Here is a 20,073-nt window from a genome sequence, read left to right as displayed (position 1 = left end):
ATGAACAGGGGATCCGCTCTTCATCTGGCTGAAAATATCCCCGCCGGAGGCACGCGCCGCAAGGCGCGTATCAGCTGGCTTCCAGCGCGGTGATGATCGGGGAGAAATCCGCGGCCTTGAGGCTGGCGCCGCCCACCAGCGCGCCGTCGACGTTGGAGACGGCAAAGATTTCCGCGGCGTTCGACGGTTTGACCGAGCCGCCGTAGAGCAGCCGGATGCTGTCTGCGGTTTCCGCGCCGAAACGGGCGGTGAGCTCGGCGCGCAGGAAATCGTGAACCTCTGCGATCTGCTCCAGCGTTGGCACCTTGCCGGTGCCGATGGCCCAGACCGGTTCATAGGCGATTACGGTGTTTTCACCGGTGGCCGAAGCGGGAACGGAACCTGCAAGCTGGGTGCCGGCCACTTTCAGCGTATCGCCGGCTTCGCGTTCCGCCAGGGTTTCGCCAATGCAGATCACCGCAATGAGGCCCTCGCCGATGGCGGCCTCAGCCTTGGCGCAGACCTGTGCATCGGTCTCCCCATGGTCGGCCCGGCGTTCGGAGTGGCCGAGGATCACGGAGGAGGCGCCTGCGTCCTTCAGCATCGCAGCCGAAAGATCGCCAGTGTGTGCGCCGGAGGTGTTTGCATGGCAGTCCTGGCCGCCGATCGCGACGGCGCTGCCCTTGGCGGTGTCCGCGGCGCGCGACAAGAGGGTTGCCGGCGGGCAGATCAGAATGTCGGCTGCGGGGCGCGCATGGCTTTCCGCAAGTGCCGCCAGTTCCGCGAGGCTCGCGCCGGTGCCGTTCATCTTCCAATTGCCTGCTGCCAGTTTCCGCCGCATGGGGGTGCCTCCGAAATGTGCTGTTTGGGCGTGACTGGTAGCACCGGCGGCGGGGCGGCGCAATTCGCTTGAAGGTTCGGAGCGGGCAGCAAAAAGGGCGGAGAATGCTCCGCCCCGGTGTCTTTCGTACCGGTGCCGCGGATCAGGTTCCGGGCGCTTCCTTGAAGGAGATCGACTCGCCGCAGCCGCAGGCCTCGGCCACGTTGGGATTGTTGAACTTGAAGCCGCTTTCCAGCAGCGACACCTCATAGTCGATCTCAGTCCCGAACAGGAACATCTGCGCCATCGGCGCGATCAGGATACGGGCGCCGTCCTGTTCCACGACCTCGTCATTAGCGTCGGGCGCGTCGACATATTCCATGGTGTATTCCATGCCCGCACAGCCGCCCTTCTTGACGCCGATGCGCAGGCCGGCATGGCCGTCCTTTGCCATCAGCCTGGCGATCTGGGCCGCAGCCTTGGGCGTCATGGTCACCGCCTGTTTGCCGGGAATGCCGAACATGTAAGTCTCCTTGCGCTTCCCCTTTTATCTAGGATGGCTGCGGGGGCGGCTCAACCCCGGATGCGACGGGGAAGCAATAAGATATACCCGGTATGCAGAATTAAAAGAGGCCGCCTCCTGGGCAGGGAGGCGGCCTGTGATGGGGTCCGTCAATGGGGGACAGGGTTCAGAGCCCCATGCAGTTCGCGTAATAGGTGGTGGTGGCGGGCCAGTCGGAGAACACGCCCTGAACCCCCACATCCTGAGCCAGCACGTCCAGCAGCTGGTAATACATGCTGTCGTCAGTGGTGACGTCCTCGACCGATTGGAAGTACCAGCCGCCGCCAGAGGCCAGCGGGCCGGAGCGTTCCAGGGTCCAGGTGATCAGCTTCAGTCCTGCAGCCTTGGCGGCCTTGGCATAGGCCGAAGGAACGATCTTGCCGTCCTCAGCGGTGACCAGCATCCACATCGGCGGGGCGATGTAGTTCACACCCTTGGCGTGCAGCGCGGCAAAGTCGTGCGGGAAGGTCGCCGGGTTGTCCGCATCAAAGCCTTCCAGGTCGTAGCTGGCGTCGAGGTACACCGCCTGCTTGCCGAATTCCGGCTCGTTTTCAATCCAGTAGAGCACGTCGTTCAGGTTGAAGCTTTGCGCCCAGACGTCGGAAGCCGGGATGCCTGCGGCCTTGTATTCGTCGATCAGCTTCTGGGCGTAATCGGCCTGGGAGAAGCCGTTGAAGGGCATCTCAACCGCCGGGCTTTTCAGCTCGGGGGTGAATTTGGCGCCAAGCGATTTGAACAATGCGATCGATTCCGCGTGGGTCATGCTGGTGGCGTCACCGGCAAACAGGGTGGAGCGCCAGTCCGCGGTGCCGCCCTGGTAGGCTTCGGCGGTCAGGGCCGTCTTGTCGGCGCTGTCCATCTTAGGCTGCAGGGTGCGGAATTCGGCCAGGGTGATGTCTGAGGTGCGGCACTCGGCCGCCGCAGGTGTGTCGCCGTCCGCCGGGGTGAAAGGCGTGACGCAGGTGTCCGCCAGATCCGAGGTCAGGATGTTGGTGGTCGTGTGCAGGTCGTTCTGGGCGTGGCGGCAGACCAGCTCCTGATCCTTGGTGAAGGTGACATCGCATTCCAGAATGCCCGCACCCATCTGCGCAGCGGCGATGTTGGATTCGGCGGTGTGTTCGGGGAACATCAGCGGCGCGCCACGGTGGCCGATGGAGAAATCAGTGCGCTGGGGCGTCTGGTCCGCGCAGGACTGCAGCTTGTCCTTCAGCGCGCCCTCCGGCAGCTTGGAGATCAGGTAGGCGGGGCGGGGGCCGTAACTGAGGCCCGCGTCCGCTGCCTCCGGGGGATTGCCGGCAAGGGCTGCGGTGGACACGAGCAGGGCGGTTGCCGAAGTCAGGGCAAGGCGCATGGGGTATTCTCCGGTTGATCAGTTTGCGGCCAGAGTGGCGCGCAAGTGTAACAGCCGGACTGCGCCCGTATGACGGGCGCATCAATTTCCCATGACAGTTTGGATGCGGCTTACATGAAGCCCAGTTCGAGGCGTGCCTCGTCGGACATCATTTCCATGCCCCAGGGCGGCTCCCAGGTCAGTTCGACGTCGACGCTCTTGACGCCGTCAACCGGGGAGACAGCATCGATCAGCCAGCCCGGCATCTCGCCTGCCACCGGGCAGCCCGGCGCGGTCAGGGTCATGATGATCTTCACGTCGTTCTCGCCGCTGATATCGATGGTGTAGATCAAGCCCAGTTCGTAGATGTTCACCGGGATTTCCGGGTCATAGACGGTGCGGCAGGCGTCGACGATGGCCTCGTACAGCGGGTGGCTGACGGAGGAGGGCGCGATCAGCGGGGCGCCTTCGAGCGGTTCGGCAGGGTTGGTCATGATGATCCCGGTTCTATATTCCGACGGTTTATATAGGGAATATGCGCCCCGGCGTCCAGAGGCGGCGGGCATGGCGGGCCCAGGGAAATCTGCCTCACGCTGATGTGAAAATTTGATTTGGGGCTGCACCCGCTCTAAGTTGTGAGTCCCCCGCGATGTTTTTGTAAAGGCTGCCAGATTGCAGCGGACCGGATGCTGTTTGCCGTCCGGGCCGGGCGGGCTGGTGCGCCGGGAGGAGCGATGCGTGATCCGATTGCACCCCTACGCGCTGCTGCGCAGGTTTGCCTGGCGGCCGCCGCGGGCCTGTCGGGGGCAGTTGCTGCAGCTGCCGGGGAAAACTGGCAGTGGCAGCTGACGCCGTTCATGGTGGCGCCCTCCATCGACAGCACAACCGAGCTGGGCTGGACCGGCGGCGATGTCTCAATTGACGCCGGAGATGTGTTTGACCAGCTGCAGGCCGGCGGGATGCTGCAGTTCGAGGGCACCCACTACAGCAATTTCGGCTTCCGCTTGCGCTATGCAGTGCTGGATGCCGATTCCAATGCGCTGTCGTCGGTAGGGCCGGGCGGGGTGCGCTACGACCAGAACCTGGCCGAGGCGCTGGTGGCCTACCGGTTCGGGCGCGGGCTGGACCAGTTCGAGGTCTTTGGCGGCGTGCGCCACTGGGATGTGGATGTCTCGGCCTCCTTGCCAGGGGCCGCCCTGCGGCGCGGGGCGGACTGGACTGATCCCGTCGTTGGCATGCGCTGGGAACGGCGGCTGTCGGACAGTTTCAGCGTGACCCTGGAAGGCGACATCGGCGGTTTTGGTGCCGGTTCGGAAGAGAGCTGGTCGGTGATGGGCGGGCTGGTGCACCACCGCTGGAAACATGCGTCCATCTATGTTCTCTACCGCGGGCTGGGGGTGGACTATGAGGAAGGCATCCGCGACACCGGCAATTTCTTCCGCCATGATGTTGTAACGCACAGCCTGCTGGCTGGCGTCGGGTTCCGGTTCTGACTGCCGGAGCGTGAGCTTGGCGCTGCCGTCCGCAGAAAGGGCCTGCGAGACTCCTGCAGGGGCCATAAGACTGAAGCAGAGGTTTGCACGGCCCGTGGCGAAGGGCAGCAAAGAGGCCAGCCCAGGCGACACAGAACTGGCCCGGCTGTTTCAAGCACCGCGCCAGTTCCATTTGCAGCGTCAATCCCCGGAAAGAAAGCCCGAAGGAAAGGCCTGTTGTAAAAAGCCAGTGCAGGTGCGCGGCCAGAGGCCATTGCAATGCCGGCAACGGCGATGCTCGCAGATTTTTCTCCAGCGCGGGCATGATCGGCCGGCACTGCACCCAAAAAGAGAGGTTACTCGACGGCCTGCATTTCGGTGTCGATTTCGATGACCAGTGTTCCGACCGGGATGGTCATGCCGACGCCGAAGTCTTTGGGTTCGATTTCGGTCCGTGCGTGAAACGCCGCCCAATCGCCTTTGTAGTACTCCAGGAACTGCGCCAGCGGGTGTTTGCCGATGTGGGTCAAAGTGGCCTGGAGTGTCACGGGCTTGGTCACGCCGTGCATGGTCAGATTGCCCGCGATATCAGCGGTCTTGTCACCGGTACGGGTAACGGAGGAGCTTTCGAAAGTGATTTCCGGATAGGTGTCCACCTCCAGGAAGTCCGCATTCTTGATGTGATCATCCAGCGCGGCGACACCGGAATGGATGCTGGTTGCATCCACCATCGCCTTCAGGCTCGCGCCTTCGACATTGGCTTCGTCCAGAACCAGGGTGCCTTCCGCCTTGGTGAATTCACCATGCTGCATCGAGACGCCTGCGTGGCTCCAGGCAACGCGGACTTCGGTGTGACCCTGCTGGGTTTTATAGGTTTTTTCTGCATATGCAGGGGCGGCCAGAAGAACGGCGGCTGCAGTCGCGGTGAGGAAGTTCGGGAAAGACATGGTATCTCCAATCTTGAAGGTTGAGGAATTGAGGTCGTGGGATGAAAAAGCGTGTGTTCCACGCAAATCGCTGGCTTCGGCCGGAACCGGAACACTTTTATGTTCCGGCCCCGGTCTGGCAGGGTCAGGCATCAGGGCTGATAGGGTTCTTCCCGTAGCGTATGGCTGACGAGAAGCTTGAAGAACAGGATTGGCAGGAACCATTCCAGATGTTCGGGATTTTCGAAAACGTAGAGCGACAAAAGCAGGGCGACGCAGTAGATAAGGGCTGCTAACGGGCGCTGCAGATACAGCGGTGTCAGCAGGATCGCTGCACTGGACGCAAGGGTGAAGCCGTAGACCATGGCAATCCAGCCCAGATCGAAGCCCAGAAACGCCCAGCTGAACAAGGTGATCTGGATCAGGTGGATCGCAATGAAGGTCATATGAGCCTGAAAGCCTTCGCCTTCGCGGAAGAACCAGCGCTTGGCGGCGGAGGTCGAATTGGTAATGGCCCCGCCGACCATATCCACCGCCATCAGAACAACCAGAATATACTGCCAGATATTCCAGTCAGCGTTCTGGTAAAGACCGAATGCAACAACGCCGGCTGCAAAGATGAACGGCGGATAAAGCTGAAGGTTCTTTTCCGCTTTTGTTGCGCCTGGGCCGATCAGCGTGTCGATAAAACCCCAGAATCCTGCCCGCTTACCGGGCACCGTCCAATCAATTCTCATCGTCTTGTCATTTCCTTGAAGAGTTGGAGTTTCAGGCGAAAGTCACGCCGTTTTCAGCCATCGGCAGTTTGCTGACCATTGTGCCGTTCAGGGCAGCGATGGCATTGGCCAAGGCCGGACCGGCCGGAGGCGTGCCGGGTTCGCCGATGCCGCTGGGGGCTTCTGCCGAGGGGATGATGTGGACATCAATGGCGCCGATGTCCCCGATGCGCAGCGGCTCGTAGTCCGGGAAATTGAACTGGTCCACTGCACCGCTGCTGAGGGTGATCTGATCGCGCATGACATGCCCGATGCCGTAACCGACACCGCTTTGGATCTGGGCGTCCACAATGTCCGGGTTGACGGCAATGCCGCAATCCACCGCGCATGTGATCTTCTCAATCTTTACGCCGTCTTCCGGATTTCCGGACACTTCGGCAACAAGGGCGACAAAGGTGCCAAAGGACATATGCGCCGAAATCCCCTGCGCATGACCGGCAGGGGCATTGCCCCAGCCGGCCTTTTCCGCAGCCAGTTTCAGAACCGCTGATTTCCTCTGCTGGTTCTTGTCTTCCCCGCCTGCGAGATACTTCAGCCGGTACTCCAGCGGATCGGCCCCGGCGGCTTTGGCCGCCAGATCCATCATCGTTTCCATCACATAGGCGGTGTGCGCGTGGCCGATGGAGCGCCACCACAAGACCGAGGTTGCCTTTTGGGTATCTGTCAGGCCCAGGGCAAATCCGGGAATGCTGTAGGCCGTATCAACAGCCCCTTCCACGGATGTGTGGTCCACGCCGTTATGCACGACGATTTGTTCGAAGGGGGTGCCTTTCATCACGGATTGGCCGGCGATCTGATGCTGCCAGCCAATGATGCCGCCATTGGCATCCAGGCCGACCCGCACCTTGTGGCCGAAGGCAGGCCGGTAATAGCCGCCCTGGATATCATCCTCGCGCGTCCAGACCAGTTTCACCGGCCGCGACCGGTCCGTCATGATAAAGGCCAGGGCCGCTTCGACCTGATAGTCGGCTGTCGGGGTGGCCCGGCGGCCGAAGGATCCGCCAGCGAACATCGACTTGATGCGGATCTTTTCCTGCGGCAGCCCGAAGATTTCCTGATAGGCCAGATGGGTGGCCGTCGGCATCTGCGCCCCGTCATGGAGCACGATGTCCCCGTTTTCGGCCTGCTCAATGGTGCAATTCAGCGGCTCCATCGGGGCGTGTGCCAGCAACGGGAAGTAGAAGGTCTTTTCAATGGTTTGATCCGCACCGTCGATGTCTGCCGCCACAGCAGCCGGATCCGTGCTGTTTGCCCGGTACTGGGGTTCGGCGTCCAGCGCCGCCCGGATTTCGGCTTCGACCTCATCAGAGCTGCGGGTCTCGGCGGCGGAGAGATCCCACGCGGCCTCAACCGCTTCCCGCGCCTGAATTGCGGCCCAGGTGTTTTCCGCATAAACCGCAATGCCCGCCTTGTTCGGCAGAACCGCGGAATGCAGGTAGCCTTTCACGTCCTGCGCGGCGCTGTCGTCAAAGCTGACGGCCAGACCGCCCCGCGACGGCGGGCGCTTGATCAGCACAACCATTTGATTGGGAAGATGCACATCCATGGCAAATTTGGCCTGACCGTTGCCTTTGCCTGCGGAATCCAGACGGCGGGCCGCAGGCGAGCCGATCAGCTTGTAATCCGCCGGGTCTTTCAGGCGCGGGCTTTCAGGTGCCGGGAGCTGTGCCGCCGCCGCCACAAATCCGCCGATGGGCGCAGACTGCCCGGCCGCTTTGACGATCCCCTCGTCGATTGTGATTTCCGCGGCATCAATCCCCCATGCCGCAGCCGCGGCCGCGATCAGCATCTCACGGGCTGCAGCGCCGGCCTGGCGGTACTGATCCCAGGAGTTGACGAGGGATGTGGAGCTGCCTGTGCCTTGGAAAATCCCGAACCTGAGATTGGCATAAAGTTCAGGATCGGACGGCGCGAAATCGAACTCGATCTGATCAAGACGCAGACCGATTTCTTCTGCAATCAAAGTGGAAAGCCCGGTGCTGATGCCCTGGCCAGCCTCATAGTGCTTGACGATTGCCGTCACCACACCATCCGACCCGACTTTGACAAACGGGTTGAACTGAGCCGCGTGTTCCCTGGCGGCTGCCAGACCGCCGCTGGGGCGCATTCCAACAAAAAGAACAGCTGCGGAAGCCGCAGCCCCCTTCAGAAAATTTCGGCGGGACGTGTTCGGGGTCATCTTCAGCCCTCCAGAATTTCAGCGGCGCGCAAAATGCCCGCCCGGATGCGCTGGTACGCAGCACAGCGGCAGGCGTTCCCGGACATGTAATCGTCGACCTCTTCCGCCGTGGGTTTGGGGTTCTCGGCAAGCAGCCCCGCTTCAGACATGATCTGCCCGGATTGGCAGTAGCCGCATTGAACAACATCCAGCTCCAGCCAGGCCTGCTGCACAGCAGACCCGATGGCTCCGTTGCCGACGGCCTCAATGGTGGTGATTTCCGCGCCCTCGGCATCTTCGACGTATGTCTGGCAGGAGCGGACCGGCTCCCCGTCGAGATGCACAGTGCAGGCACCGCAGGAAGCAACCCCGCAGCCGAACTTCGTCCCGGTGAGTTTCAGTTCGTCCCGGATCACCCAAAGAAGCGGGGTCCCCGATCCAGCTTCGACACTATGCGTCTGGCCGTTCAGTTTCAGCTTGATTGTCATGTTCACTTCCCTTTGGCGGAGCCGCCCTGCAGTTGCTTGGAGAACGCACGGCTTGGCAGAAGCTTATTGAAGGTGCCTTCCTCGGTATTGGGAATCACCATATGTTGTCAACATTTGTTGACTGCAGGCGGTGACAACAAGCTTGACTTCCCGCCAAAAGCGATCACATTCGCGTCATGACTTCGGAAAACCCCACCATCCAAACTCAAAAACTGGTCTTCAAAGCTGGAACCAGTCTCAGCACGGAACTGATCCTGGATACTGCCCTCACCCTGGCTGAGGAGGTCGGAAGCCTTGAAAAGCTGTCGCTCCGGAAAATCGGAAAGGCCTTGAATGCGGATCCTACCGCGGTCTACCGCTACTTCCGCAGCAAGAACGAGCTGCTGCAGGCTATGGCAGACCGGATCTACGCAAGGATGCTGCCGGCAAGAGATATAAAAGACGAAGACTGGGCGACCCAGCTCAGAGAAATCGCATCGTCTGTCCGGAGTGTTTACCTGGTATTCCCAACGATCGGGCTGGAAGTGACAAACCTGTCTGGCTCTGATGTCAGGGCAGCCAGTTACGTCATTGAAGCAATCTACCTTGCGCTGGAGAAATCCGGGCTCCCGGAAAGCCAAATTCCGGTGTTCGGAGAAGTTCTGCTTTCCATGGCGATTGGCGTTGGAACCGGTGAACATGTGTTCGGTTCTGATCCAGTCCGCGGCAAGGCACTGGTACGGCAAAAACAGACCAGGCTTGATCCGGCTGAGTACCCGAACTTAATCCGCCACCTGGGCTCCCCGATCCCTTCAAACGAAGACGTGTTCGAACTTGCCGTTCAAATGCTGATCGAAAAGATCTCAGCAACTGCCAATACGAGTACCAAAAGCTGAATACATAATGGAAACCTGCCCAAGGACCGGCCAACTCTCTGTCAAGGAATGTCCCGGCGTTGCACGCTGCCGTCTTCATTCACCGCAGAATGAGCGATGAGAGAGCCCTCCCCGCCAGGGGGATGGCCTTGGGCTGGCAGCCTCAGACAATGAAAATGAAACAGAAGAGCCGCGCACTCCTGACAGCCGGAATTCTCCCGCTCCTAGGCGCGTGTGCTTCCTATGAAGCAAAAGACAAGGTTCAGACCATGAGCAGTTCAGTACCCAGCCATCACACTGCCAATCGCGGCTTCCGGAACCCTCCCGGCAGCCCGGTACGGGAAGGATCCGCCGGAGAGATGCTTGGGTTCATCCTGAACCAACTGCTCTCTTCTTTCAAAATACCTGTTCCCAGCGATCATGTCCTGGGAGTTGAGGAATTCCGCCGTCAATTGGCGCAGGCCAGCAATCCAAGCGTGACTTGGCTGGGGCATTCAGCCTTTATCATTAGACTGGGCGGCAAGGTCATTCTGACAGATCCATTCCTGGGGGAAACCGCTGGCCCGGCAGGATTTGGCCCCAAGCGGTTTGCCGCGGCTCCGATCAGCGGAGCGGAACTGCCTAAGGCCGATGTGCTGCTGGTCAGCCACAACCACTATGACCATCTCGACGCACCGACAATTGAGGCCTACCCTTACAAGGCGGACATCCAGGTTATTGTGCCATTGGGATTGGGAGCATTTTTTATCAGCCGCGGCTATTCAAAGGTAATCGAACAGGACTGGTGGGATGACTGGCAATCCGGCTCACTCAGAATCTCTGCATTGCCGGCGATCCACAACTCCGGCCGCGGGCTTCGGGACAAGAACAAAACATTGTGGGCCGGCTTTGGCATCTACACAGGGGAAGGCAGCATCTGGTTCTCCGGTGACACGGCAAGCGGCCCGGTCTTTGATGAGATCGGCAGGAAGGCGGGGCCCTTCGATTTGGCCTTGGTGGCCATCGGAGCATATGAGCCGCGCAAACTGATGAAGGGAGCCCATGTCACGCCTGAAGAAGCTGTTGATCTGGTAAAGAGAGTTGGTGCGCGAAGCGCAATCGGCATGCATTGGGGAACAATTGCGTTGACGCCGGAAAACCCGTTTGAAGCTCCCGTGAAATTTCGGCAGGCGGCTGAGACGCAGGGTCTGGGGGCGGAAAATGCTGTCGTGGTGAAAATCGGTGAAACCGTAAATTTGTCCGCGGGAGATCTTGCGCTGCCGCACCTTTAGGACGCCAGAAGTGTATCGGGTGCAGGACCACCGCGCAGTCTTCCGTCTCGCGGTGACTGGTCCGGGCCGTCCCGCGCTGTGATGCGCTGCAATCTCCCGCAGCGGGATTTTGGCATTACCGCGCTACGGCCAGGGGAGCGGCGGCGTGCTGGCTGAACTGATGAAGGGCACTGCGGCACTTCTCTTGCCTGCAAGTGCGGCGGACAGCCGGAGCAGCCGGAGGCTGTGTGCGAAGCGAGGGTGCCGGTCCAACAAGGAGAAGATTGACAGTTCTGCCGCGTGAAGCGGCCCGGAACCCAAGCGGGTTCCGGGTGCAGGATCAGTCGTTGATGTCGTGGTTGAAAGTCTTCACCTGGCCTTTGGGCAGGGCAAAGACCCTGCGCATCACCAGCCAGGCTGCCAGCGACAGCGCGGCAAAGATCAGGAGCAGCAGCGGCAGGGTGAAACTGGCGCCGGCCAGCAGCAGCAGGCCGACAATGGCCGCGCCGATGGCAAACCCCAGGAACACAAAGCCTGGTGCCAAAACCTCAAGAATGGCGAGGACCAGCGCGCCCGCGCCCCAGACCCACCACAGGACCCAGAAGGGGGCGTCCATCACCTGCCGCCTTTCAGCAGGCTGAAGGCGTTGCCGAAGGCCTCCAGCGCGTGGGCAGGGACCACAATGGTCTGCTTGCCTTCGCCTTTGCCAAGCGCAGTCAGAGACTCCACCTGTTTCAGCGCCACCTGATACTGTGCAGCCTCCAGCCCGTTTTCGGCAATCGCCTTGGCAACAACTTCTGTGGCATAGGCCTCAGCCTCGGCCTGGATGCGGCGGGCCTTGGCGGTCTGTTCAGCAGCATAAAGCTCAGCATCGGCCTGCAGCTCGACGGCGCGTTTCTGACCCTCGGCCTTGGTCACCTCGGCGCGGCGGGCGCGTTCGGCATTCAGCTGCTGCAGCATGGCGTCGCGGGTGGCCTGGTCCAGGTTCACGTCCAGGATCTCGGCGCGGGTCACTTCGATGCCCCAGTCATCCACTGCGCTTTCGACGCTTTCCTGGATGCGGGAGATCAGCTGGGCGCGGTTCGACTGCACCTCGTCCAGATCCATCTTGCCGATCTCGGCGCGCACGATGCCGGCCACGGTGGTGGCAATGGCGCCATCGACGTCGCGGATCCGGTAGACGGTCTTTTCCGGCTCAAGGATGCGGTAGAAGACAGAGGTGTCGATCTGCACCAGCACGTTGTCCTTGGTGATCGCGTCCTGGGTGGCATTGGGCAGCTGGCGCTCCAGGATCGAGATCTTGTGGCGGGCCACGTCGAGGAAAGGCACGATGAAGTTGATGCCCGGGCCCAGCACCGAATGCAGGCGGCCAAAGCGTTCGACCACGTATTTTTCCGACTGCGGAACGATCTTGATGCCCTTGAGGACAATGATGACCAGCAGCACGGCGCCCAGCAGATACAGCAGGTTGCCGGACAGGAGGTCGAGGATGAGGTCTTCGTTCATGTAAAATTCCTTTGATGGATCAGCGGGGGCCGCAGGAGCCGCCAGCGCAGCCGGTTCCGCCGGCGCGCCGGGCAGCGGCCCTGCGCCCGGTGTCTTGGCCTTGTTCAATGACAGGCCCATTTGTGTGCAATGGTATACAAGTGGGTGTTTGCCGCGGCAGTTTCAAGAGGTTGCGGGCGTATATGACGCGTCGCAGCCCAGACTGGCAAGCCCAGACTGGCAAGCCCGGACGGGCTTGCCGGCACAGGTCAGTTGCTGGAGGGTTTCAGCCGCCGCAGCGGCGCCGGGCGGACCCGGTTCTCGATCTCGGCGTAAATCAGGCCGGCGATGTTCTTGGCGGAGGTTTTCTCGATCCCTTCAAGCCCGGGGGAGGAGTTCACTTCCAGCACCTTGGGGCCGGTTTCCGAGCGCAGCAGGTCAACACCTGCCACATTGAGGCCAAAGGCGCGGGCGGCGCGCACCGCGGTGGCGCGCTCCTCCTTGCTGATGCGGACGGTCTCGGCGCTGCCGCCCAAATGCAGGTTGGAGCGGAAGTCGCCCTCAGCCCCCGAACGTTTCATCGAGGCCACCACTTTGGAGCCGACGACGAAGCAGCGGATGTCCACCCCCGCGGCTTCCTTGACGAATTGCTGTACCAGGAAGTTGGCCTTGAGCCCGCGGAAGGCGGTGATGACGCTTTCGGCGGCTTTCTTGGTTTCTGCCAGCACAACGCCTTTGCCTTGGGTGCTTTCCAGCAGTTTCACGATCAGGGGCGCGCCGCCGACGATCTGGATCAGGCTGCCTGTGTCCTTGGGCGAGGCGGCAAAGGCGGTGGCGGGCATGCCGATCTTGTGCCGGGCCAGGATCTGGTGCGCGTGCAGCTTGTCGCGGCTGGCGGTGATGCCCTCAGACCCGTTGACGCAGAAGGTGCCGAGCGTTTCGAACTGGCGCAACAGCGCGGTGCCGTATTGGGTGACAGAGGCGCCGATGCGCGGGATCACTGCGTCGTAGCGGGGCAGGCGTTTGCCGTCGTAATGGATCTCCGGCGCCAGCGCATTGAGCGCCATGTAGCAGCGGGTGGTGTTGATCACCTCCACCGTGTGGCCGCGGTTTTCGCCTTCTTCCACCAGGCGGCGGGTGGAATAGTTGTCCTCGCGGCTGAGAACGGCGATGCGCAGGGCGCGCTTGGGGGCGGACTTGCGGATATTGGCAGAGGTGTAGACGGAATAGTCCAGCGCCGGCTGGCACATGCGTTCGCCGGGCACCACTGTCACGTTCTCGGTCAGTGCCTGGCGGCCCAGCAGCATGTGCTTGGCCATGCCGCGCCGGTCGGTCAGCGTCAGTTCCACCGGCCAGGACGCGCCGCCGATCTCCATCGGGGTTTCGATCACAAAGCGCATTTCGCTTTCGCCGTTTGACGAAGTCACCTCGCGCCGGTCCTTGATCAGGGCAGAGCAAGGGATTTCCAGATCGTACTGGCCGGGAATGGGATGCACCATGAAGCGCACCTTGGGGGCGTTTGCAGGCCCGAAAGTCTCAATCCCGGTGGCGTGCAGCGATGAGGTGCGGGCGCCGGTGTCGACCTTGACCCGCAGGGCAGGCAGGCCGAGGTCCGGCAGGCTGACCCATTCCTCCCAGCCGAGTTTCAATTGCGGTGCAGGGTCGGCTGTGGACATGAGCTTGGCTCCTTGGCATTAGGGGTGAATCACCGGGATGCCGGTTTAAGTGTAACGGCAGGAATACGAGATGGCAGAGCTTTTCAACTTCGAACTGAAGGCAACCGACGGCAAGGCGCGCACAGGTGTCATTAACACCCCGCGCGGCGAGATCCGCACCCCTGCTTTCATGCCGGTTGGCACTGCCGCAACGGTCAAGGCGATGATGCCGGAAAGCGTGCGCGCGACCGGTGCCGATATCCTGCTGGGCAATACCTACCACCTGATGCTGCGCCCGACGGCAGAGCGGATCGACCGGCTGGGCGGGTTGCACAAGTTCATGAACTGGGAGCGCCCGATCCTGACCGACAGCGGCGGGTTTCAGGTGATGTCGCTGGCAGGACTCAGGAAGCTCACCGAGAAGGGCGTGACCTTCAAGAGCCATGTGGACGGCTCCAAGCATGAGCTGACGCCGGAGCGGTCGATGGAGATTCAGCGGCTGTTGGGGTCGGACATCGTGATGTGTTTCGACGAATGCCCGGCGCTGCCCGCAGACCGCGACCGCATCGCTGAATCGATGCGCCTGTCGATGCGCTGGGCCGAGCGTTCGCGCGAGGCATTTGGGGACCGTCCGGGCCATGCGCTCTTTGGCATCATGCAGGGCGGGCTGGAGCAGGACCTGCGCGAGGAAAGCGCCGAAGCACTGAAAAAGATTGGCTTTGAGGGCTATGCGGTGGGCGGCCTGGCGGTGGGCGAGGGGCAGGAGGCGATGTTCGACTGCCTTGATTATGCCTCCGGTTTCCTGCCCGAGGACAAACCGCGCTACCTGATGGGCGTGGGCAAGCCCGACGACATCGTCGGCGCCGTTGCCCGCGGTATCGACATGATGGACTGCGTGCTGCCGTCGCGCTCTGGCCGCACGGGGCAGGCGTTCACCCGCTATGGTGTCGTGAACATCAAGAACGCCCGTCACCAGGACGACCCGCGCCCCTTGGATGAGCACTGTTCCTGCCCGGCGTGCAGCAATTACTCGCGGGCCTATCTGCACCATGTGTTCCGTTCGAACGAGATGATTTCGGGAATGCTGCTGACCTGGCACAACCTGCATTACTTCCAAGAGATCATGGGGGGCATGCGGGAGGCGATTGCTGCGGGTACGTTTGAGGCCTGGCAGAAGGACTTCCACGACACCCGCGCGCAGGGGGATATTGAGCGGTTGTAAAACCGGTTGCGCGCCGCCTTGACTCAAGTTTGACTGTATTTTCACGGCTGCGGCAGGGGCGGGACACGCTTCTGCCGCAAATTCGGCGTGAAATCGGGCCGAGGCTTGATAAACGACGTGGAGGTCCCTGATGAAAGACGCAATTTCTGCCGGTGTTGCTCATGTTACTCTGCTGGCTGTTCTGGCCATTGGCGTAGCGATGTTTGCGGTCTTGGATGACGGCCAGGCGCTTGCCGGGCAGTCGCGCGGGCTGACCCATCTGGCTGGTCAGCCAGAAAGATAGGACGCGCTGCATTTCAAGACTGTTCGGGCCGGACGGAACCGGCCCCGTTCACCTGTTATGAAGACCTGATCCGCTATCCTGCCGCCAAAATGCGGAGGATGGCGATGACATTTTTGCGTGCGCTGGTTGCAGCTGCCGTGCTGGGCATTGCACCGGCGGTTCAGGCGCAGACTGCGCCCGGATCCCTGGCGGAGGCCTCAAGCTTCTTCAAGGCGCCGCCTCTGGATGGCTGCCGTATCTCCATTGACGACTTGATCAAGGGCGGCTCGCAGGCTTTGCGCGGGCAATGGATCGTGCAGAAGGGGCCGGGCGAAATCTCGCTGAAAACCGGCGGGCGCATTGAAATGGTGCCGCTGCCGCAACGCACCGGCGACCTGCTGCGCTTAAGCTTCCGCAATGGGCGGCTGGTGGCGGATTCCGCGACCTTGGGGTTTCTGCCCATCGGGGTTGAGGACCGGGCGCCGCTGAAGCCCGGCACAGGGCTGAGGGCTGAAAGCGCGGGCCGTGGCGACTTGCCGGACGATACTGAAGTCTTTCTGGATGAACTGGCGCTGGGCGCGCTGCCCTGCGGCGCGGATCAACTGCTGCGGCTGAACCTGCTGGCGGAGCGCGACAGCGGCACCGGAGAGATGCTGCGGCAGGATATCCGTCTTTTCCTGGTCGATCAGGGCCGGATGAGCGGCACCTACCGCGAAACCTGGCCGGGCGGGCGGCTGGAGCGCGGATTGATCACGCTGCTGCGGCGCTGACGGCCGCGGGGCTGATCCCAACAGTGTCAGCCCGGCGCGGCCAGAAGGCATTACTTGCGGCGGCGCGAAAAGAGTCCTTTCCTGCGCGGTGGCGTCAGCTCAACTCCGCAGCTTTTGAAGAATGCCCGGACCTCTGGTGTCAGCATGCCCCGCCCGCTGGCGTATTGGGGCAGGTCAAAACCGCCGCCGTAGTTCATTTCGACAAGCACCGGCCCATCTTCGGTTATTGCGATGTCTGTGGACTGGTAGCGGATTGGCGCGAAAATGCGCGCGGCACGGTCGTTGATCTCCTTCAGTTCGTTCCAGTGCGGCAGTTGCAGGCCCATAAGCCCGCCCTTGGAGGGATGATCCCGAAGGAATTCCGTTTCAACCCCGCGCTGGGCGATTGTGCGGATGCAGCCCGTTTCAATGTCCACTTCACAGGCCAGGTTGCCCGGGCGCCAGAATGCGTCAGCGATATTGTCCCCTTGCGGCAGCTTGATGATGGCAAGAGGTGTGATGACCCTCTCCGGAGTAACCATATTGACCATGCGGACGGTGGCCAATGCGGAACAGTAGCTCGAGAATTCCGAATGGTTGTCCAGCGCCTTCTGCAACAGATATGCGTTTGAGCCGATGTAGTTTTGCATAAACTCCTGATAAGTCAGCGGATCGTGACCGGCGCAATGTACATGGGTGTCATCGGCTTGTTCAATTCGGAACGCGCCGAAGCTGACCATCCCGTTCAGGATTTTGCCAAAAATTGTTTTGCCGGAGTGCTTCTGAAGAAAGGATCGAAGTTCGGAGGGCGTTTGAATTTTCTGTTTGCCGGGAAACAGGCGAGAAGAGGTGTCTAAAACCGCGAGTGTCTGCGGCACGGGAACATCACCGGCTGACAGCATCGTCTCCGCAACGATTTTGTCTTCGGCAGCTCCGGCCCACCGGCGGTCATTGCATTTGTGCGTAATCGGCCAGTGCAGGTCATTCGAGATAAACGCGGCGCGTTCCTCGTCGTTGAAACGGTCGATGTGATAAAGCCCGTTGCGGACGTATTCGACCAGATTGAGACGGGATTCAGATCTGGCGAGCTGACGGAACTCTCTTTGGATCTTGAGCGGCGACCGTCCGGACTTTCTGGCTGCGAAAATTAGAAGTTCCTTGTCGCTGCTGTCTCTGGCCTCAAGATAGCTCTTCTGGTCCAGTTCCGCTGCTGTAAGTGGCCGCTGCTGGTTCATTGTTATGTCCTGTAAAACTGCTGCTTCCTCGGTATTCAGAATGATAGCGCGGGTTAGTGACCAAAATACGGCAAACATTCCTGCAAATTGGGACGCAGGGGGTGCACTTGACAGTTGCAGAGTGCGGTCCGCTGACGGAGGCAGCCTTTGTTAGCTCTTTGCTCACCCTTCCTGCATTTGCGCCCTTGTGGTCCCGGCGCGCAGCGGGCAAGGTGACCCCCAGCCTTGAGGTGCCGCGGTTGAAAACAAAGAGCCGCCCCACCAAGTAAAGACATCCAATGAGGAGACGGGCCAAAGCTGCCAATACCGGGGCCGGGCCGTCTTGCCTAACCAAAGGACCGAGTATGCAAGAGCCACTCAATTCCTCCTACCCAGTCCTGCCGCTGCGCGACATCGTGGTGTTCCCCCACATGATCGTGCCGCTGTTTGTGGGCCGGGAAAAATCGGTGCGCGCCCTGGAAGAGGTGATGGCCGACGACAAGCAGATCCTGCTGTCGAGCCAGATCGACCCCTCCGAGGACGATCCCGAAACAGATAGCATCTACACCACCGGCGTGCTGGCCAATGTGCTGCAGCTGCTGAAACTGCCCGATGGCACCGTCAAGGTGCTGGTCGAGGGCCAGAGCCGCGTGAAGATCACCGAGTTCCTGGAGAACGACAATTTCTTCGAGGCCAAGGCAGAAGAGCTGAGCGAGATCCCGGGCGACGTCACCACCACCGAGGCGCTGGTGCGCACTGTGGGCGACGAGTTCGAGCGCTACGCCAAGGTCCGCAAGAACATCCCCGAGGAAGCGTTGTCTGCCGTGGGCGAAACCGCGGAGCCGGCCAAACTGGCCGACCTGGTGGCAGGTCACCTGGGTATCGAGGTGGACCGCAAGCAGGAACTGCTGGAGACGCTCTCAGTCAGCGAGCGGCTTGAGAAGGTCTATGGCCTGATGCAGGGCGAAATGTCGGTCCTGCAGGTCGAGAAGAAGATCAAGACCCGCGTCAAATCCCAGATGGAGAAGACCCAGCGCGAGTACTATCTGAATGAACAGATGAAGGCCATTCAGAAGGAACTGGGTGACGGCGAAGAAGGTGCAGGCGAAATCGCCGAGCTGGAAGAGAAGATCGCCGCAACCAAACTGTCGAAAGAGGCGCGCGAGAAGGCGGATGCTGAGCTGAAGAAGCTCAAGAACATGTCGCCGATGTCGGCGGAAGCCACGGTTGTGCGCAACTACCTCGACTGGATGCTGTCGATCCCGTGGGGCAACAAGTCCCGCGTCAAGAAAGACCTGAACAAGGCTCAGGAGATCCTGGATGCGGATCACTATGGCCTCGAGAAGGTCAAGGAGCGGATCGTCGAGTATCTGGCGGTGCAGCAGCGCTCGGCCAAGCTGAAGGGGCCGATCCTGTGCCTCGTCGGCCCTCCGGGCGTGGGTAAAACCTCGCTGGGTAAATCCGTGGCCAAAGCCACCGGCCGCGAATTCATCCGCATCTCGCTGGGCGGCGTGCGCGACGAGTCCGAGATCCGCGGCCACCGCCGCACCTATATCGGCTCGATGCCCGGCAAGATCATCCAGGCGCTGAAGAAGGCCAAGACCACCAACCCGCTGATCCTGCTCGATGAGATTGACAAGATGGGCCAGGATTTCCGCGGCGACCCGGCCTCGGCCATGCTGGAGGTGCTGGACCCGGAGCAGAACAACACCTTTATGGATCACTACCTGGAGGTGGAGTACGACCTGTCGAACGTGATGTTCCTGACCACCTCGAACAGCTACAACATGCCCGGGCCGCTCCTGGACCGGATGGAGATCATTCCGCTGTCCGGCTACACCGAAGACGAAAAGCGCGAGATTGCCAAGCAGCACCTGATTTCCAAGCAGGTGAAGAACCACGGCCTGAAGGCCAAGGAGTTCGAGCTGACCGATGATGCGGTGACCGAGATGATCCGCACCTACACCCGCGAGGCCGGCGTGCGGAACCTGGAGCGCGAGATCGCCAAGGTGGCGCGGAAGTCGCTGACCAAGATCGTCAAGAAAGAAGCCGACAGCGTGACCGTGACGGCGGACAATCTGGATGATTTCCTGGGCGTCAAGAAGTACCGCTATGGCCTGGCCGAGCTGGAGGACCAGGTGGGTGTTGTCACCGGTCTCGCATATACTTCGGTTGGCGGCGAGCTGTTGTCAATTGAGGCGCTGCGGCTGCCGGGCAAGGGCCGGATGAAGACCACCGGCAAGCTGGGCGACGTGATGAAGGAATCGATCGAGGCGGCGTCGAGCTATGTGCGCTCGGTCAGCCCGCAGATCGGCATCAAGCCGCCGCAGTTCGACCGGTTGGATATCCATGTGCACGTGCCGGACGGCGCAACGCCGAAGGATGGTCCCAGCGCCGGCCTGGCGATGGTGACCGCGATTGTGTCGGTGCTGACCGGTATCCCGGTGCGCAAGGACATTGCGATGACCGGCGAAGTCACTCTGCGCGGCAATGCCAGCGCCATTGGCGGCCTCAAGGAGAAGCTGCTGGCGGCTCTGCGCGGCGGTATCAAGACGGTGCTGATCCCGCAGGAGAACGAGAAGGACCTGCCGGAAATCCCGGACAACGTGAAGGAGGGGTTGGAGATCATCCCTGTCAGCCACGTGTCCGAGGTTCTGGAACACACTCTGGTCTCCAAGCCCGAACCCATCGAATGGGACGAGGAGGCGGAGGAAGCCGCAGCTGCCAAGGCGGCGCTGAAGGGCTCTGGCGAGGGGGCAGGCGCAACGGCGCACTGACCCGCGGTTCACGCAAGCAAGGAAAAGAAAAGGGCGGACCGAGGAGGCCGCCCTTTTTTAGTTTTCTCTTCCGTTCTGGCCCTTCTTTCCGGGG

At 61.3% G+C, this 20,073-nt stretch carries 19 protein-coding genes; 7 read left to right on the top strand and 12 right to left on the bottom strand.

Annotated elements, in window-relative coordinates; genetic code table 11:
* Positions 1 to 70: 70 nt before the first annotated feature.
* The 4 genes from tpiA to N6L27_RS03800 form a co-directional block, all read right to left on the bottom strand.
* Positions 71 to 820 carry a triose-phosphate isomerase gene (gene tpiA, locus N6L27_RS03815; RefSeq protein WP_271905756.1) on the bottom strand — a complete coding sequence of 250 codons (750 nt, stop codon included), beginning with the start codon at positions 818 to 820 and terminating at the stop codon, positions 71 to 73.
* Between the two features lie 142 nt (positions 821 to 962).
* Positions 963 to 1,322: a HesB/IscA family protein gene (locus N6L27_RS03810; protein WP_271905754.1), complete on the bottom strand. Its 360-nt coding sequence runs from the start codon at positions 1,320 to 1,322 to the stop codon at positions 963 to 965.
* Between the two features lie 166 nt (positions 1,323 to 1,488).
* A complete protein-coding gene (locus N6L27_RS03805; protein WP_271905752.1) occupies positions 1,489 to 2,712 on the bottom strand; it encodes a glycerophosphodiester phosphodiesterase family protein in 1,224 nt (407 codons plus the stop codon).
* A 110-nt stretch (positions 2,713 to 2,822) separates the two neighbouring features.
* Entirely contained in the window at positions 2,823 to 3,185 is a 363-nt protein-coding gene (locus tag N6L27_RS03800; RefSeq protein WP_271905751.1) for an SUF system Fe-S cluster assembly protein, read from the bottom strand.
* Positions 3,186 to 3,425: 240 nt separating this feature from the next.
* Between N6L27_RS03800 and N6L27_RS03795 the strand changes: the two genes are divergently transcribed.
* A complete protein-coding gene (locus N6L27_RS03795) occupies positions 3,426 to 4,184 on the top strand; it encodes a hypothetical protein (protein WP_271905750.1) in 759 nt (252 codons plus the stop codon).
* A 335-nt stretch (positions 4,185 to 4,519) separates the two neighbouring features.
* Here the strand turns inward: N6L27_RS03795 and N6L27_RS03790 are convergent, their stop codons facing one another.
* From N6L27_RS03790 to N6L27_RS03775, 4 genes are all read right to left on the bottom strand, one after another.
* Positions 4,520 to 5,110, bottom strand: a complete 591-nt coding sequence (locus N6L27_RS03790; protein WP_271905749.1) for a YceI family protein — start codon at positions 5,108 to 5,110, stop codon at positions 4,520 to 4,522.
* A gap of 131 nt (positions 5,111 to 5,241) precedes the next feature.
* A complete protein-coding gene (locus N6L27_RS03785; protein WP_271905748.1) occupies positions 5,242 to 5,826 on the bottom strand; it encodes a hypothetical protein in 585 nt (194 codons plus the stop codon).
* A gap of 31 nt (positions 5,827 to 5,857) precedes the next feature.
* Positions 5,858 to 8,044, bottom strand: a complete 2,187-nt coding sequence (locus N6L27_RS03780) for a xanthine dehydrogenase family protein molybdopterin-binding subunit (RefSeq protein WP_271905746.1) — start codon at positions 8,042 to 8,044, stop codon at positions 5,858 to 5,860.
* Positions 8,045 to 8,046: 2 nt separating this feature from the next.
* Complete coding sequence (locus N6L27_RS03775; protein ID WP_271905745.1) at positions 8,047 to 8,511, bottom strand: (2Fe-2S)-binding protein; 465 nt, start codon at positions 8,509 to 8,511, stop codon at positions 8,047 to 8,049.
* Positions 8,512 to 8,687: 176 nt separating this feature from the next.
* Here N6L27_RS03775 and N6L27_RS03770 point away from each other — a divergent pair, with 176 nt between their 5' ends.
* Both N6L27_RS03770 and N6L27_RS03765 read left to right on the top strand, forming a co-directional pair.
* Positions 8,688 to 9,386: a TetR/AcrR family transcriptional regulator gene (locus N6L27_RS03770; protein ID WP_271905743.1), complete on the top strand. Its 699-nt coding sequence runs from the start codon at positions 8,688 to 8,690 to the stop codon at positions 9,384 to 9,386.
* Positions 9,387 to 9,541: 155 nt separating this feature from the next.
* Positions 9,542 to 10,636: an MBL fold metallo-hydrolase gene (locus tag N6L27_RS03765; RefSeq protein WP_271905741.1), complete on the top strand. Its 1,095-nt coding sequence runs from the start codon at positions 9,542 to 9,544 to the stop codon at positions 10,634 to 10,636.
* 319 nt (positions 10,637 to 10,955) lie between these two features.
* On the opposite strand, the gene N6L27_RS03760 is transcribed toward N6L27_RS03765, so the two are convergent.
* The 3 genes from N6L27_RS03760 to rimK form a co-directional block, all read right to left on the bottom strand.
* Positions 10,956 to 11,231 (bottom strand): NfeD family protein, encoded by a 276-nt coding sequence (locus N6L27_RS03760; RefSeq protein ID WP_271905740.1) that lies wholly within the window; start codon positions 11,229 to 11,231, stop codon positions 10,956 to 10,958.
* Positions 11,231 to 12,121, bottom strand: coding sequence for an SPFH domain-containing protein (locus tag N6L27_RS03755; protein ID WP_271905739.1), 891 nt, complete (start codon positions 12,119 to 12,121; stop codon positions 11,231 to 11,233). Before N6L27_RS03755 ends, N6L27_RS03760 begins: the two co-directional genes overlap by 1 nt.
* A gap of 248 nt (positions 12,122 to 12,369) precedes the next feature.
* Positions 12,370 to 13,776 carry a 30S ribosomal protein S6--L-glutamate ligase gene (gene rimK, locus N6L27_RS03750; RefSeq protein ID WP_271905738.1) on the bottom strand — a complete coding sequence of 469 codons (1,407 nt, stop codon included), beginning with the start codon at positions 13,774 to 13,776 and terminating at the stop codon, positions 12,370 to 12,372.
* A gap of 70 nt (positions 13,777 to 13,846) precedes the next feature.
* Between rimK and tgt the strand changes: the two genes are divergently transcribed.
* The 3 genes from tgt (at position 13,847) to N6L27_RS03735 (ending at position 16,009) form a co-directional block, all read left to right on the top strand.
* On the top strand, positions 13,847 to 14,977 hold the full coding sequence (gene tgt, locus N6L27_RS03745) for a tRNA guanosine(34) transglycosylase Tgt (protein ID WP_271905737.1): 1,131 nt from the start codon (positions 13,847 to 13,849) through the stop codon (positions 14,975 to 14,977).
* A 130-nt stretch (positions 14,978 to 15,107) separates the two neighbouring features.
* Positions 15,108 to 15,260, top strand: coding sequence for a hypothetical protein (locus tag N6L27_RS03740; protein ID WP_271905736.1), 153 nt, complete (start codon positions 15,108 to 15,110; stop codon positions 15,258 to 15,260).
* A 104-nt stretch (positions 15,261 to 15,364) separates the two neighbouring features.
* Positions 15,365 to 16,009, top strand: coding sequence for a hypothetical protein (locus N6L27_RS03735; protein WP_271905735.1), 645 nt, complete (start codon positions 15,365 to 15,367; stop codon positions 16,007 to 16,009).
* Positions 16,010 to 16,059: 50 nt separating this feature from the next.
* On the opposite strand, the gene N6L27_RS03730 is transcribed toward N6L27_RS03735, so the two are convergent.
* Entirely contained in the window at positions 16,060 to 17,301 is a 1,242-nt protein-coding gene (locus N6L27_RS03730) for a sugar-transfer associated ATP-grasp domain-containing protein (RefSeq protein ID WP_271905734.1), read from the bottom strand.
* A gap of 266 nt (positions 17,302 to 17,567) precedes the next feature.
* Between N6L27_RS03730 and lon the strand changes: the two genes are divergently transcribed.
* Positions 17,568 to 19,979 (top strand): endopeptidase La, encoded by a 2,412-nt coding sequence (gene lon, locus N6L27_RS03725; RefSeq protein ID WP_271905733.1) that lies wholly within the window; start codon positions 17,568 to 17,570, stop codon positions 19,977 to 19,979.
* Positions 19,980 to 20,073: the final 94 nt, after the last annotated feature.

Source organism: Leisingera sp. SS27 (genome assembly GCF_028368855.1).
GTDB lineage: Bacteria > Pseudomonadota > Alphaproteobacteria > Rhodobacterales > Rhodobacteraceae > Leisingera.
The sequence above is the reverse complement of the archived record's forward strand: the minus strand, read 5'-3'. Positions and strand labels throughout refer to the sequence as shown.

Coding starts and splice junctions, on each gene's coding strand:
- tpiA (WP_271905756.1), bottom strand. CDS start 820: ATGCGGCGGAAACTGGCAGCAGGCAATTGGAAGATGAACGGCACCGGC.
- N6L27_RS03810 (WP_271905754.1), bottom strand. CDS start 1,322: ATGTTCGGCATTCCCGGCAAACAGGCGGTGACCATGACGCCCAAGGCT.
- N6L27_RS03805 (WP_271905752.1), bottom strand. CDS start 2,712: ATGCGCCTTGCCCTGACTTCGGCAACCGCCCTGCTCGTGTCCACCGCA.
- N6L27_RS03800 (WP_271905751.1), bottom strand. CDS start 3,185: ATGACCAACCCTGCCGAACCGCTCGAAGGCGCCCCGCTGATCGCGCCC.
- N6L27_RS03795 (WP_271905750.1), top strand. CDS start 3,426: ATGCGTGATCCGATTGCACCCCTACGCGCTGCTGCGCAGGTTTGCCTG.
- N6L27_RS03790 (WP_271905749.1), bottom strand. CDS start 5,110: ATGTCTTTCCCGAACTTCCTCACCGCGACTGCAGCCGCCGTTCTTCTG.
- N6L27_RS03785 (WP_271905748.1), bottom strand. CDS start 5,826: ATGAGAATTGATTGGACGGTGCCCGGTAAGCGGGCAGGATTCTGGGGT.
- N6L27_RS03780 (WP_271905746.1), bottom strand. CDS start 8,044: ATGACCCCGAACACGTCCCGCCGAAATTTTCTGAAGGGGGCTGCGGCT.
- N6L27_RS03775 (WP_271905745.1), bottom strand. CDS start 8,511: ATGACAATCAAGCTGAAACTGAACGGCCAGACGCATAGTGTCGAAGCT.
- N6L27_RS03770 (WP_271905743.1), top strand. CDS start 8,688: ATGACTTCGGAAAACCCCACCATCCAAACTCAAAAACTGGTCTTCAAA.
- N6L27_RS03765 (WP_271905741.1), top strand. CDS start 9,542: ATGAAACAGAAGAGCCGCGCACTCCTGACAGCCGGAATTCTCCCGCTC.
- N6L27_RS03760 (WP_271905740.1), bottom strand. CDS start 11,231: ATGGACGCCCCCTTCTGGGTCCTGTGGTGGGTCTGGGGCGCGGGCGCG.
- N6L27_RS03755 (WP_271905739.1), bottom strand. CDS start 12,121: ATGAACGAAGACCTCATCCTCGACCTCCTGTCCGGCAACCTGCTGTAT.
- rimK (WP_271905738.1), bottom strand. CDS start 13,776: ATGTCCACAGCCGACCCTGCACCGCAATTGAAACTCGGCTGGGAGGAA.
- tgt (WP_271905737.1), top strand. CDS start 13,847: ATGGCAGAGCTTTTCAACTTCGAACTGAAGGCAACCGACGGCAAGGCG.
- N6L27_RS03740 (WP_271905736.1), top strand. CDS start 15,108: ATGAAAGACGCAATTTCTGCCGGTGTTGCTCATGTTACTCTGCTGGCT.
- N6L27_RS03735 (WP_271905735.1), top strand. CDS start 15,365: ATGACATTTTTGCGTGCGCTGGTTGCAGCTGCCGTGCTGGGCATTGCA.
- N6L27_RS03730 (WP_271905734.1), bottom strand. CDS start 17,301: ATGTTTGCCGTATTTTGGTCACTAACCCGCGCTATCATTCTGAATACC.
- lon (WP_271905733.1), top strand. CDS start 17,568: ATGCAAGAGCCACTCAATTCCTCCTACCCAGTCCTGCCGCTGCGCGAC.